The following is a 14,501-nucleotide window of genomic DNA, read 5'->3' on the forward strand; positions in this document are numbered from 1 at the left end:
GATGAATCCGGCCTGGTATCTGCGCAGGCTGCAGCGCATGGAGCCGTCCGAGCTTGCGGGGCGGGTGAACGACCAGGTGCTGCATTTGCTCTGGCGGATCACTCCGCCCGACATCGCACGGCGCGCCAGCGCCAGGCTCGCTGCCGGCCCGCGGCAGCCGCGCCTGAAGCCGCTGCCTTCGCGGGCGAGCGCTCCGCAACAGGCCGCCGAACGGCTGATCCAGAGCGCCGACCGGATTCTCGTAGGGCACTGGCGGATTTTCGCCAGGGACCATGGGGCCCTCGGCGAACGGCCTGACTGGTTCGTCGATATCAGAAGCGGCAAGCGGGCGCCGGCCGGCGTGCACGCATTCGCGGTTCCCTATCGTGACGAAACCGCGGTCGGAAACATCAAATACATCTGGGAGCCGTCGCGTCACCACCATCTCACGGTGCTCGCGGCCGCGTATTACCTGAGCTCCGACGAGCGCTACGCCGTGCGCGCGGCCGAGCATCTGGTGAGCTGGTGGCGCGAAAATCCGTTCCCGCGCGGTCCGCACTGGATCAGCGGCATCGAGCTTGGCGTGCGGCTGATCTCATGGGCCTGGGTGCGTCAGCTGCTGCAGAACTGGCCCGGCGCTGCCGCGCTGTTCGAGGACAACGAACTGTTCCTGACGCAGCTCTATGCGCATCAATACTGGCTGTCGCAGTTCCCAAGCCGTGGCTCCTCGGCCAACAACCACCTCATCGCGGAGGCTGCCGGGCAGTTCGTGGCGGCTTGCGTGTTTCCGTTCTTCCAGGACAGTGCGCGATGGCGCGAGCAATCGGCCGCCACACTGGCGCACGAAGCCGTTGCGCAGACGCTTGCCTGCGGCAGCAACAGCGAGCTCGCGACCGATTATCATGGCTTTGTTCTCGAACTGCTGCTGGCGGCGGCAGTGCAGGGCGAGTCCTCCGGACATCCGCTTGGCGATGCGGTGTGGACCACGATGTGCCGCATGAGCGACGTCATTGCTGCGATGCTGGACGATCGCGGTCATCCGCCGCGGCAGGGCGACGGCGACGACGGCATCGGCCTGCTGCTCGACGATCACGCCGGCAATCGCTGGCTCGGCTTGCTCGCCAGCGGCGCGCGCCTGTTCGGCGCTCTGCCATGGTGGCCCACATCGCCGGAGCCCGATCTGCGTAGCTTTGTGCTCACCGACGGCATCGAGGCCCGTGCGATCGCCGGGCGGCCCAAGCGCCGCCCGCATCTGCTCGAGGGGGCGGGACAGACCTTTCTGATCGATTCCGACCGCGCGGTGTGGTGCCGCTGTGATCATGGCCCGCATGGCTTCGGCCGCATTGCCGCCCACGCCCATGCGGACGCGTTGTCGCTCGAATGCAGGATCGGCGGTGTGGAGATCCTCGCCGACCCCGGCACCTATTGCTACCATGGCGATCCGCGATGGCGGGCCTACTTCCGCTCCACGCTGGCGCACAACACGCTGTGCCTGTTCGCGCGCGACCAGTCAGTGTCGGGCGGGCCGTTTCTCTGGACATGGCATGCGCAGAGCCGGCTTGTCGCCGCCAGCGGTCTGGACGATCGCGATGCGGATGCGAGCTGGGTCGCGGAGCATTCGGGATATCGCGACGAAGCAGGTGTCGTGCATCGCCGCTCGGCGCAATTGCAGCGTCAGGCGGCGCGGCTCGTCGTCACCGATACCGTGCTTGCTGATGAAGCGCTTGCGGTGCCGGCGAGCCTCAGCTGGCATCTCGGTCCCGAGGTCGAATGCAGGCTCGAAGGGCACAGGGCGCAGCTCGCATGGCCCGGCGGGCGCGGCGAGCTCGATCTGCCGGCGGCCCTCAGCTGGGTGCCGTATCGGGGTGACGAGACCATGCCGGCCGGCTGGTATTCGCCGTCCTTCGATCTCAAGGTGCCGGCGACGACCTTGATCGGCTGCGGTACGCTCGCGGGCGGGCAAAACCTGGTGACCGAGCTGCGCTGGTTTTCAGACCCGGCCGGATCATGAAGATCCTGGTCGCTCACAACAGGTATCAGGGACGCGGCGGCGAGGACGTCGTGTTTGAAGCGGAAGTCGACCTGCTGCGCGCCGCAGGACACAGCGTTGAAACGCTCACGGTCAGCAACGCGGCGATCAATTCGCTCCCCGCGCGCATCACGACCACGCTGTCGATCGCCGATAATGCGGAGGGAAAGCGGGTCGTGGCGGAAGCGATCGACCGCTTTCGCCCCGACGTTGTGCACGTCCACAATTTCTTCCCGCTGCTGTCGCCCGCCGTGTTCGATCTCTGCCGGCAAAAGTGCGTGCCCGCGGTGGCGACCCTGCACAATTATCGCAGCATCTGCACCGGCGGCATGCTGCTGCGCGACGGCCGCATCTGCCACAAGTGCCTCGATCGCGGACACCTCTGGGGCGTCGTGCACCGCTGCTACCGCGGATCGCTTCCGGGCTCGATCGCCTCGGCCTACATGATCGCGCAGCACCAGCGCCGCGGCACCTGGACGCGTCCCGGCCTGCGCCTGATCGCGCTGACGCAGTTCGCCAAAACCCTGTTCACGCAGGCCGGCTTCGACGCCGATCGGATCGACGTGAAACCGAATTTCATGGTCGATCCGGGGGCGCCCGATGCAGCCACGCCGCGCAGCGGGCTACTCTATGTTGGACGGCTGAGCCGCGAGAAGGGCGTCGGCGTGCTGCTCGAGGCCGTTGCGGGGACCGGCGTGCCCTTGCGCGTCGTGGGCGAGGGGCCGGAGCGTGCTGCGTTGGAGGCTCGGGCTTCCGATCATGTCACCTTCCTGGGCGGGCTCTCGCGCGATGAGGTGCTGCGGGAAATGGCGAATGCCCGGGCATTGGTGGTGCCGTCGCTATGGTACGAAGGATTTCCGATTGTCGTGGTCGAGGCCTTCGCGTGCGGCACGCCGGTCATCGCCTCCGAGATCGGCGGACTTGCCGAGGTGGTGAGCGCCGGCAAGACCGGCGCGCTGGTGCCGCCGGGCGACGCGGCCACGCTCCGAAATCGGATCAGTGAGGTTCTCGGCGCCGCCGAACTGACCGCCGCATGGGGACGGGCCGCACGAGCCGCCTATCTCGAGCGCTACGCGCCGGACGAGAACCGCCGGCTGCTCGAGGCCATCTACGCGCGGGCCGCCGGGGGATGATCGCCGCAGGTCGGCGCTCTGCCCGCGATCGGGCATCGCCGGTTCCATGCCGGCGTTGCTAACATATTGCGGCAAATCTGGTGTTAATTTGTTACAGCAGGGTGTCTGAGCGGCATCGCGCCAGGTTTTTGATCTTGCGGTCGAACGGCGCTGATTCTGCGGGTGATTCCGTGGATCTCGCTTGATCGAGCCCGCAAACTGCTGCCAAGGGGCGCTATAACACTGGCCGGTGGGACGCCGGCTGCGAAGTTTGACGCTTTTTTGCAAAACGTCTCATGCGATGCAGAAATATTTTTTTCAGATCAGAAAATCGCGTCGAAGCGCTCACGGCATCAGCGAAATTCTGCGCTCCCGCGGTATCCGGGGGCCCCGTGAAACCCCGTATAATCGCTACCCTTTTTTGCGTCGCGGCTAACATTGGCGATGGGCGTGCGCTGAATGTTATGGTGCATTCGAAGTAGTGCTAAGTCCCGCATAAATCTCAGGGAACCAGGTGTTAACAGCGCATTGCTGATTGACACTCCGGCCTAACGGTCTTAACAATGGACTTAACAAGTTCGTAACCTGGGTCCACATTTGAGTTGCGTCGCAACAACCAGTTGTGAATCAACAGCTTATGTGTGGGCGAGCGGCTTGAATCCTCGTATCCCAAGCAGGGGCTACATCGATGGCGACTTACAATCTAGACCAGACGGACCTCAAACACGCGATCAACGGAACGATCGATCACTCGACCCAGCAACAGATTCTTGACTATCTGATCAACGCGGGGATCGGATACACCAGCCCGGATAACGGCGCGACGATTCCGGTGCAGGAAGGGGCTGGGATCACCAACCCGGATCCGAACGCCAATGTTCTGATCGAAACCAACCCGATTAACACCGTTAACACCGACGCCAACCTGAAGGCGATCATCGAGGACACCAACAAGGACGTCACGCTGACGGTGAACGGCAGCACCCCGGTGCTGGTCGCGACCGGCCACGGCAACGATCAGGTGTTCATCAACAATACCGGCGACACGACGGTTCTCACCGGCTCCGGCAACGACACGATCTTCGGCGGTGCCGGTCACGACTCGATCGATGCCGGCTCCGGCAACGACGTGCTGGTCGACAACGTCTCCGGTCACAGCACGCTGGATGGCGGCAAGGGCAACGATCTGCTGTTCGGCTCCGGTGCCGACACCCTGAACGGTGGCTCCGGCAACGACACGCTCTACGGCGGCAGCTCGTCGCAGTTGAGTGGCGGTGACGGCAAGGACGTGCTGGTGTCCGGCAGCACCGCCGGCAATTCCAGCACGCTGGATGGCGGCAAGGGCAACGATGCGCTGTACGGTGGTGCGGGCAACGACAGCCTGGATGGCGGCGCCGGCAACGACTCGCTGTATGGCGGCTCCGGGGTCGACACGCTGCATGGCGGCAACGGCAATGACCTCCTTGTCGGCGGTGCTCAGACTGCTGCTGAGTTCGGCGGCAACGGCAAGGACGTGCTCTACTCGGGCAGCGATGCGTCGCACGCGACCTCGCTCGATGGCGGTGCCGGCAACGACTCGCTCTATGGCGGTGCCGGCAACGACACGCTGCATGGCGGTTCCGGCAACGATACGCTGGTCGCCGGCTCCGGCACGCAGACGCTGATCGGCGGCGACGGCAAGGACTCGTTCGTCGGCTCCGACACCGGTACGGCTTCGATGGTCGGCGGCTCCGGTCAGGACTACTTCTACCTGAACAACGCCACCAGCAGCGACACCATCGATGGCGGTGGCGGCAACAAGGACTCCCTGACCTTCCTGGATCACGCTTCGACCGACGTGAGCAACATCAGCTCTGGATCGAACGGTTCTATGGACATCACCTTCAGCAATGGTCAGGTGACCCAGATCAGCAACATCGAATACCTGATCTTCAACGATGGTAACTCGACCAAGCTGTAAGATCCTAGGTCTGCACTAAGCGAAAGCGCCGCCCCAACCGAGGTTGAGGCGGCGCTTTTCTCTTTGATCGCGGGCATGGCCGTCAGGAATGGGTAATTGAAATTGAACAATCGAATACGCTGCCGTTGATGATCATGACGCACCTGCGATGAGTTCGACGGCTCGCCTCAAGGGGAAGCGCATGCGCGCATCCCGATTGGAACTTTATCGGCCGATTCGCGTCGGATGCATCGAATCAATCACAAGTTCCGCCCGGGGCATTTCCGCCAATGGATGTTATAAGTTAGTTCGTCACATTCGGACCACGTAGCTTTTGTAAAGCCGTGCCGCTCGCTTGACACAACGGAGCTGCGGCCGATGGCTATCTGCGGCCCTGGCACCTTTGTTCAAGACGAACGATCGCTGCAGAACCCAGCCGCTTAACGAACTCGCGGAGCTCTCGAATTGGCCAAGAAAAAAATGCTGAATGCCGGCGCTGGATCGACGGTTACCAAGCGCATCCAGCCGCTCCTGACATCGCATGAATGGGACGAGATTCGATTGGACGTCGACGGCGGCGTGAACCCAGACGTCGTCGGGTCGATTACCGATCTTGCCCGGTTGTTCCCGGCGGCCTCGTTCGACGCGATCTGGTGTTCTCATGTCATGGAGCATCTCTACGCCCATGAGGTTCACCCCACATTCGTCCAGTTCCGCCAAGTCCTCAAGCCGGACGGATTCGCGTTGATCATGTCTCCCGACCTCGAGGCGGTCGCGCAGCACATGTTGACGCGCGGCCTCGGCGCGATCGCTTACGTCTCGCCGGCCGGTCCGATCCGGCCATTGGACATGATCTACGGGCATTCCGGCGCGATCGAACAGGGGCGCTATCACATGGCGCACAAGACCGGCTTTTCGACCGAGCGGATGGGAAACCTGCTGCTCAGCGCCGGCTTTCCGACGGTTTCCGTTCGGAGCGGGAATTTTGAGATCTGTGCATTGGCACTCATGCCGGAGGCCAGGGATGAGCGGATCAGGCCGCAGCTGGAGGCCTGCGGATTCGACTTCCAGGAGACAGTGACCGCCGACTCGTGATTTGTCGATGTTAAACAATGTTATAAGGTTCCCTGGTTAAATCGCGCGAGAACGTGCTCGAAATTGGCTTCGCGGCCTGCCGTGAAACATATCTTTTTCGGGTGACGCGCTGAAAATGCTGCGTTAGCGAACTAACAGTGATACGTTATATCTCGCTGGGACCGGACCTTGCGCAGTCGAAACTTCGAGGCATCCATGACCAAACACCTCTCGCTCGTCGGCGCACCTTCGGTGGAGGCGCTGCCACCTTCGGGCCTCGCTTGTCTCGTCATCGTGGCAAGGCAGCATGGCTTGCATCTGACCCCGTCCCAGCTGATCCACGACAACCTCCTGGGCGATCAGGAAGTCACGCTGGCCGAGCTTTTGAAGTGTGCGAATTCCTCGGGCATGACGGCAAAGGCCGTCACGCTGGACTGGAAGGGTCTGAGCCATCTCAAGAGGGCGCTGCCGGCCATCGTTCGGCTGCGCGACGGCAGCCACATGGTGCTGCTGCGCCTCGAAGGCGACGAGAACAGCTCCCGGGTGGTCCTGCAGGATCCGAACGCGAGCGAGGACGCGCTGCTCGTCATCGATCAGCCGCGCTTTGAGGACATCTGGTCGGGCGACGTCGTCATGGCCAAGCGCGACTATGAGATTTCCGACGAGACGCAGCCATTCAGCTTCGGCTTTGTCACCGCATTGTTGTTCCGCGAACGGCGCATCCTGCGCGACGTCGCGATTGCGGCGCTGATCCTGGGCTTCATGGGCCTGGCACCGATCATGTTCTGGCGGCTGCTCTCGGACAAGGTTATCTTCTACAAGGCCTACAACACGTTCTATGTGCTGTGTACTGCGATGCTCGTGGTCATCGTGTTCGAGGCGGCATTCTCGTTCCTGCGGCAGTATCTGGTTCAGCGTTTGACGGCACGCCTCGACGTCAAACTGTCGACCTACGTGTTCGAGAAGGTGCTCAATCTGCCGATCGACTACTTCGAGCAGAATCCCGTCGGCCTGATTTCCCGGGATATCCGCGAAGTATTTCGAATTCGCGGCTTTCTGACCGGGCAGTTGTTCGGGACCATTCTCGATTCGACGACGCTGTTCTTCTTCCTGCCCGTCATGTTCTTCTTCAGCCCGCTCATGACGCTGATGGTTCTTGCCTTTGCTGCGATGATCGTGACCTGGCTGATCGTGATGCTGCCCGCCTATCGGAAGAAGTCCTCGGCAACCCTGGCGGCCGAAGGGGCACAGGGAGCGTTTCTGATCCAGAGCCTGAACGGCATGCGGACCATCAAATCGCTGGCGCTCGATGCGCGCCAGCGCCACATGTGGGACGTGCTGGTGGCGCGCGTCGCCAAGGCGCGGCTTGCGGAAGGCATGACCGGAACCGCCATCCAGACGCTGGTGAAGCCGTTGGAGCGGCTGGCGGTGAGTGCTCCCTATGCGTTCGGCGTCTACATGGCCGTGTCGAGTGGCGATCCGGTCTATGTTGGCGCGCTGTTTGCCTTTCTGATGCTGTCGCAGCGTGTTGCCGGCCCCCTGATGCAGATGGCCCAGCTCATCAACCAATATGACGAGGCGCGCACCGCGGTCACGATCGTCGGCAGGCTGGTGAATCAGCCGGCCGAGGAGGGACGCTCCGGCCATGGTGTGAGGGTCCCGCTGAAGGGGCTGGTCGAATTCTCCGGCGTCACGTTCAAGTACAAGGGCGCGGTGTCGCCGGCGCTCAACAATATTTCCTTCGAGATTCCGCTCGGTACGACGCTGGGCGTGATGGGCAAGAGCGGCTCGGGCAAGACGACGATCACGCGGCTATTGCAGCGCCTGCACTCCGACTATGGTGGGCTGATCAAGGTCGACGGGATCGATGTCCGCGAATACGACGTCGACCATCTCCGGCGCAACGTCGGCGTCGTGCTGCAGGAGAACTTTCTGTTCAGCGGCACGATCCGCGAGAATATTGCGGCCGCAAAGCCCGATGCGACCTTCGACGACATCGTCAGGGCGGCGCGATTGGCCGGTGCCGAGGAATTCATCGACAAGCTGCCGCGAGGCTACGAGACCTATATCTACGAGGGATCCACGAATCTTTCCGGCGGCCAGCGCCAGCGCCTCGCGATCGCGCGAGCGCTGATCGTCAATCCGCCGATTCTGATCCTGGACGAAGCGACCAGCGCGCTCGATGCGGAGAGCGAGACGATCGTGAACGCGAATATTTCGCGGATTGCCCATGGCCGCACGCTGATCATCATCTCGCACCGTCTGTCGTCGCTGACGAAGGCCGACGCGATCCTCGTCCTCAACCGCGGCGTCGTCGACGATATCGGTCGTCATGAGGAACTTCTTGAACGGAACGACATCTACAGCTCGCTCTGGTACCAGCAGAACACTCACCTTGCACCGGCGGGCCGCAATGAAAAGAATTGCAGGAGTCCGACCCTTGTCTCCTAATCAAGCTTCGCTCGCGACCGTTCGCCAGTTCCAGTCCGAGACCGATGCGATCCGCGAGGCCGCCGAGCCGTTGCTGGCCCGCGCAACGCTGTTCGTCCTGGTGGGGTTCCTCGCCGCCGTCGTGGCGATCATGTGCTTCACGCGCGTCGATCGCGTGATCACGAGCGTGGGCGGCAAGATCGTTCCCGTCGATCAGATCAACGTCCTGCAGGCTTTGGACGCGTCCATCATCAAGACGATCGATGTTCGGGAAGGTCAGCAGGTTGAGACGGGACAATTGCTCGCGACCCTGGACTCGACGTTCACGGCTGCCGATGTCACGCAGTACAAGCTGCAGGTTGCGAGCCTTGAGGCGCAGGTCGCCCGGGACGAGGCCGAATTGTCCGGAAAGCCGTTGTCGTACGGCCAATCCAACGATCCTGATGTCACTAGGTACAACTCCTTGCAAAAGGCGCTCTACGACCAGCGCGTCGCGCAGTACCACGCACAGGTGAACAGCTACGATTCCAAGATCAGCCAAACCGAAGCGACGATCCAGAAGTCGAAGAAGGACGACGAGCGGTACAGTCAGCGTGCCGAGATCGCCGGCAAGATCGAGGACATGCGCTCGACGCTCGCCGAAAGCGGCAGCGGGTCCAAGCTGAACCTGTATCTTTCGCAGGACACGCGCCTGGAGCTGTTGCGTCAGATCGACAACACGCACAACACTTTGCTGGAAGCGCAGCACCAGCTGGATTCCTTGAAGGCGGATCGCAACGCCTTCACCGAGCAGTGGAACGCGCAGCTGAGCCAGGATCTGGTCACGACGCGCAACAACCTTGATACGGCCCGCTCACAGTATGACAAGGCGATCAAGCATCAGGACCTCGTGCGGTGGACGGCTGCCGAGCCATCGGTCGTCTTGACCCTCGCCAAGCTCTCGGTCGGGTCCGTGCTGAAGCCGGGTGATCCCTTCATCACGCTGATGCCGCTCAAGACGCGGCTCGAGGCGGAGATCCAGATCCTGTCGCGCGACGTCGGCTTCGTCCGGCCCAACGACCCCTGCACGATGAAGGTCGATGCGTTCAACGCGGCGGAGCACGGTACGGCCGAAGGCAAGATTCGCTGGATCAGCGAAGGCGCCTTCACGAACGACGATGATGGAAAGCCTGTCGACGCCTTCTATAAGGCGCGGTGTTCGGTCGACCAGACCAACTTCAAGGATGTTCCGAAGACCTTCCGCCTCATCCCCGGCATGACGCTGCAGGGTGATGTCAATGTCGGCACCCGCTCGGTGGCGATGTATCTGCTCGGCGGCATGCTGCGCAGCGCAAAAGAAGCAATGCGCGAGCCATGACGGTATCGACGCGTTCCCTTCTCGACTTGCTGCGCCCCGGCTCGTCCCGTTCAGACTCGAAGCCGTTTGAACGGGGGCTGGAGGCGTACGAGAACCAGCAATATCTCGAGGCGTTGCGGTTTTGGCGGCTCGCCTCGCAAGCCGGCGATCCGGAGGCGGATTACCGGATCGGGTTGCTCTATGCGCGGAACGAGGGCGTTATCGGCAGCCTTCCGGATGCGGTCGCGTGGTACGAACGCGCCGCCCTGAAGGGACATACCGAAGCCCAATTCCAGCTTGGCTTGATCTACTTCAACGGCGTCAACGCCACGGTTGGACCGAACAGGCCAGAGATGTGGCGGCAATCCACTGCGGCGCGTCTGGGCGACAAGGCAGTCAACCTCCACGATCTGGTTTTCCCGAACGGAATCGGCGTGCCCAGGGATATCGACGCCGCGTTCCTCTGGTTATCGGTGGCGGCGGAGGCCGGCAAAGCGGAGGCGCAAGCGATCCTTGGCGATATGTACGCCAACGGGCAAGGCTGCACGAAAGATCACGTTGCCGCCCTGCGCTGGTACGAGGCCGCGGCCGAGCAGAAGGCGGCGGCCGGTGAGTTCGCGCTTGGCGATGTGTATTATCAGGGGCGGGGCGTTCCCGTCGATTTCGCGCAGGCCGCGATCTGGTATCACAAGGCCGCGGAACAGGGACATGTGCGCGCACAGGTTGCGCTCGCTTTCATGTGCCTCAAGGGCACCGGGCTTCCCCAAAATGTCGAGGAAGCCGCGCGACTGTTCCAGAGCGCCGCTGTCCATGACGATACGATCGCGCTCTACAACATTGCACTGCTGCGGTTGAGCGGCAAAGGGGCTGTCAAGGATCTCGACAGGGCCGAGACCGCATTGCGCAAGGCGGCGCGGAAGGACTACCTGCCGGCGATCCAGGCGCTGGCTGAGTTCTATGCGCTCGGAACTGCCGCCGAGCCGGATCTGCGCGAGGCGGCATATTGGTACGAGAAGGCGGCCGAGCGCGGCGATACGCAGGCGCAGTTCCTGACCGGACGCTTCTATGCCACCGGCACCGGCGTTCCGCCCAGCATCCGCCAGGCTGCGAAATGGTTCGAGCGTGCGGCGGAGGGCGGCCATGCCACGGCGGCCCACAACATTGCGGTGTTCTATCTCAATGGCAGGGGCGTGGCGCGCGACGTCGCCACTGCGATCAAGTGGTTCGAGCGCGCGTCCGAGGGAGGCATTAGCGCCGCAGGCGTGCAGCTCGGCCGGCTCTACTCGGCGGGCAACGGCGTGCCGCGCGATCAAGTGCGCGCGGCGGAGTGGCTCAGCAAGGCGGCCGACGGCGGCGATGCCGATGCGAAGACGGCCTATGCGATGTTTCTTATCCAGGATGAACCGTCCGCGGAGCGTCTTGCGCAGGCACGTGCGCTGCTGACCGACGCTGCCGAGGCCGGCCATCCGGCCGCGGCATTTCAGCTGGGCGGGCTTCACATGGGAAGATCCGGCGGCGCCGTCGACCTTCCGGCCGCAGCCCAATGGTTCAAACGTGCGGCGAGCGCCGGCCACGTCGAGGCCCAGCACACATTGGCGCTACTGTATTCCGATCCCAAGAGCGGCCTCAAGGATCCGCAGGCCGCCGCCAGCTGGATCGTCAAGGCCGCGGACGGCGGCAACGCTGCGGCGCAGTTCAAGCTTGCGGTGATGTATTGCACCGGACAAGGCGTCGAGCAGGACCTCGCCAACGGCGTCACGTGGTACGAGGCGGCGGCGCGCCAGGGCCATACGACGGCGCAATACAACCTTGCCGTGATGCTGGGCCGGGGACAGGGCCGCGATGCCGATCCGGCGAAGGCGGCCGAATGGTTCGAGTCCGCTGCGAAGCAGGGCATGATCGAAGCCCAACTCGCAATTGGCGATGCGCTGCGCGCCGGCAACGGCGTCGCACAGGATCGCGATCAGGCGCTGTACTGGTATCGACAAGCGGCGCAGCAGAACAACGAAGGCGCGCGACGTCGTCTGCACGCAATGGGCGAGAGCGTTGGCTGAGATTATTGGAGGCGGCATCGCGTCGCACGCAGGCAACGGCAGAGATGATGGACAGCTTTGTTTTTGAGCGCGAAGGCACGGAAGCGGGCAAGTCCGCGTGACAATCTAGGCAGAACTAACAATGGTTTTCACATCGACGACAGAGAGATTGCGCTAATGTTGCGTTCGCGGAAGAAATGCTCATTGTACCTCTGGTTGTGTGGAGATGATCGATAAGGATCAAGAGGTCACGATCCGGGCATGTCAGGCAGCGTGATCTCGGGATCGAACTTCCGCGCGACCGGGAAAGAGAAACTGGACCCGGCGCTGAGCGTTGGCAGGAGATTGAGTGGCAATGAACAAGATGGTCGAACGGAGCGTCAGGGATACAAAGGATATGTTGCCCGTTGCCAGTCCGGTTCAGCAGGACGACCATCCGCAGAGCCTGTTCCTGGATCCCGACGTAGGCGATCTCCAGTCAGGATCGCGTCTGCGCGGCGCGATACTGGAGTATTCGGGGCGTGGGATTTCGGGTTGGATTGTCGATGCCCAGTCGCCCGCTTCAACCGTTTCGATCGCGCTTTTTGTCGGTTCCCACTGTGTCGAGGAGGGGCGGACGGGCCGATCTATGCCGGCCCGCGTAGGTCCGCGGAGCGTGATCGGACGTCCCGGATTTCGTATCGATCTATCCGCGCCGGGAGTGCGCCGTCGCTTGGCGCGCGCCCTGAGAAACGCGCTTGTGGAGCCTAAGCGTGCGCAGATCTATCTGCGTATCAGCCTGAATGATGGCGAGTACTACGAAATACCCCTGTTCGAGAACTATACGCCAGGCGAATTGATCGTCGCGCTGGGGTTCTCGACCGCGGACTACGACGACCTGTTGTTTCCGAGCAACAACAGGATCGTTGCTGGACTGGCGGACGCGCCTCCCAAGGAGGTGCGCTACATTTGCTTCTACCTCCCGCAATTCCATTCATTTGATGAAAATGACAGGTGGTGGGGGCCAGGGTTTACCGAGTGGACCAACGTCGCGCGCATGCGTGCCCAGTTTCCGGCACACGAGTCCCCATGGTTGCCGGCCGATCTTGGATTCTATGACGTCCGGCTGCCGGAAACGCGTCGTCAGCAGGGCGAGCTTGCGCGCCAGTACGGCATCGATGGATTTTGCTACTACGTCTATTGGTTCCAGGGCCGAAGGTTATTGGAAAAGCCGCTTCAGCTGCTGCTCGAGGACGGCGAGCCGAACCTGCCTTTCTGCATTTGCTGGGCAAACGAGAATTGGTCTCGTCGGTGGGACGGCTCGGACGCTGAGCTTCTGTTGGGACAAAACCACTCCCTGGACGACGATGTCCGCTTTATCGACGACATGGCCGACCTGCTGCTCGATGAGCGCTACATAACTGTCGACGGTCGAAAGGTCATCGTCATCTACAGGCCGTCATTGTTGCCGGACAAGCAGCGCTTGTTCGAGATTTGGCGCGAGCGAGCCAGAGAACTCGGAATCGGCGAGCTTCTCATTTGCAATGCGATGACGTTCGGAGAGTTCGATCCGCGCGACGTCAATTGCGACGCGGCAATCGAGTTTCCTCCGCACACGGTCTCGACAAGGGAGGTGCCGCCGACCGAAGTCGATGCACCGCCGACCTTCGCTGGAAAGGTGTACGACTATGTCGACGCCATGCGATCGTCGATCGGCAAGATCTACGACTTCCCGTTCTTTCCTGCGGTGATGCCGCGTTGGGACAATACGCCTCGCAAGGGGCCGCGCGGTCACGTCTTTACCAGGTCCAGTCCGGAAGCGTTTGAGGTTTGGCTTCGCGATGCAACCCTGCGTGCCAAGGGCAACAGCTTTTCCGAATCATTGGTGTTTATCAATTCCTGGAACGAGTGGGCGGAAGGTGCGCATCTCGAGCCGGATTCGCGCCATGGACGGGCGTTTCTCGAGGTCGTGCGAAGGGTCGCTTCGGCTGAGCCCATTTCGGCCCAGATTCGAAATAGCCCGGATTTGCTGGATTGCCTGAGTAGGCAGGAGCTCGAGTGGGCGGTAAAAGAAGCCTCGACGCATGTCGAAGTGCTCGCAAGCCTGCACCGGTCGGGCCTCACCCATTCGGGGGTGCAGCGCGTAAGAAGCGGCACGCCAGTGGAGGCAGAAGGCGCGTCCGGTAATCCGGCAGGTTCGTTGCTGGTGATCGAGAACATCAATTCTCAAACCGGCGAACGGGTGATTGTCGATCCGCGCTATGAGATATTGGTGCGGGGATGGATTTGCGCGGGCAACGCCTTTGAGGCCAGCCGACAGAGAACGGGATTCCTGGTCCTGTCGGGGCTTACTCCGGATGGCGCAGCAAACGGCGGCTATTGCCTGATCGTAGATTGGCACGAGCGCGTGGACGTGAAGGAGTATATGAAGGCCGAGAGCAAGGACTGCTATTTCGGTTTCCAGCTGTCCTTCTCGATTCGAGATTTGCCGGATGGTGAATATCAACTCGCGGTTCTGGAGGTCGGCGACGGGACTAGTGCACTCGTGCGGTCTCGCCACTCGATCATCGTGAGACGTTGAGGTCGCCAC

General features: G+C 62.3%; 8 protein-coding genes. All 8 read left to right on the top strand.

Going from position 1 to position 14,501, the window contains the following annotated elements; all coding sequences use genetic code 11:
* The first annotated feature begins 1 nt into the window (after position 1).
* A complete protein-coding gene (locus tag ACZBJS_RS05895) occupies positions 2-1,990 on the top strand; it encodes a heparinase II/III family protein (protein WP_463438512.1) in 1,989 nt (662 codons plus the stop codon).
* Positions 1,987-3,141, top strand: a complete 1,155-nt coding sequence (locus ACZBJS_RS05900; RefSeq protein ID WP_076833251.1) for a glycosyltransferase — start codon at positions 1,987-1,989, stop codon at positions 3,139-3,141. Before ACZBJS_RS05895 ends, ACZBJS_RS05900 begins: the two co-directional genes overlap by 4 nt.
* A gap of 667 nt (positions 3,142-3,808) precedes the next feature.
* Entirely contained in the window at positions 3,809-5,080 is a 1,272-nt protein-coding gene (locus ACZBJS_RS05905; RefSeq protein ID WP_076833253.1) for a calcium-binding protein, read from the top strand.
* Positions 5,081-5,539: 459 nt separating this feature from the next.
* Positions 5,540-6,154 carry a class I SAM-dependent methyltransferase gene (locus tag ACZBJS_RS05910; protein ID WP_141340804.1) on the top strand — a complete coding sequence of 205 codons (615 nt, stop codon included), beginning with the start codon at positions 5,540-5,542 and terminating at the stop codon, positions 6,152-6,154.
* A gap of 195 nt (positions 6,155-6,349) precedes the next feature.
* Positions 6,350-8,584: a peptidase domain-containing ABC transporter gene (locus ACZBJS_RS05915; protein WP_463438513.1), complete on the top strand. Its 2,235-nt coding sequence runs from the start codon at positions 6,350-6,352 to the stop codon at positions 8,582-8,584.
* Entirely contained in the window at positions 8,574-9,920 is a 1,347-nt protein-coding gene (locus tag ACZBJS_RS05920; protein ID WP_076833256.1) for an HlyD family type I secretion periplasmic adaptor subunit, read from the top strand. Before ACZBJS_RS05915 ends, ACZBJS_RS05920 begins: the two co-directional genes overlap by 11 nt.
* Positions 9,917-11,953, top strand: coding sequence for a tetratricopeptide repeat protein (locus tag ACZBJS_RS05925; RefSeq protein ID WP_463438514.1), 2,037 nt, complete (start codon positions 9,917-9,919; stop codon positions 11,951-11,953). Before ACZBJS_RS05920 ends, ACZBJS_RS05925 begins: the two co-directional genes overlap by 4 nt.
* 334 nt (positions 11,954-12,287) lie before the next feature.
* The gene (locus tag ACZBJS_RS05930; protein ID WP_168856485.1) at positions 12,288-14,492 is read left to right on the top strand and encodes a glycosyltransferase WbsX family protein; all 2,205 of its coding nucleotides are present in this window, start codon (positions 12,288-12,290) and stop codon (positions 14,490-14,492) included.
* The last annotated feature ends 9 nt before the right edge of the window (positions 14,493-14,501 follow it).

The organism is Bradyrhizobium sp. KZN70725, assembly GCF_055264925.1.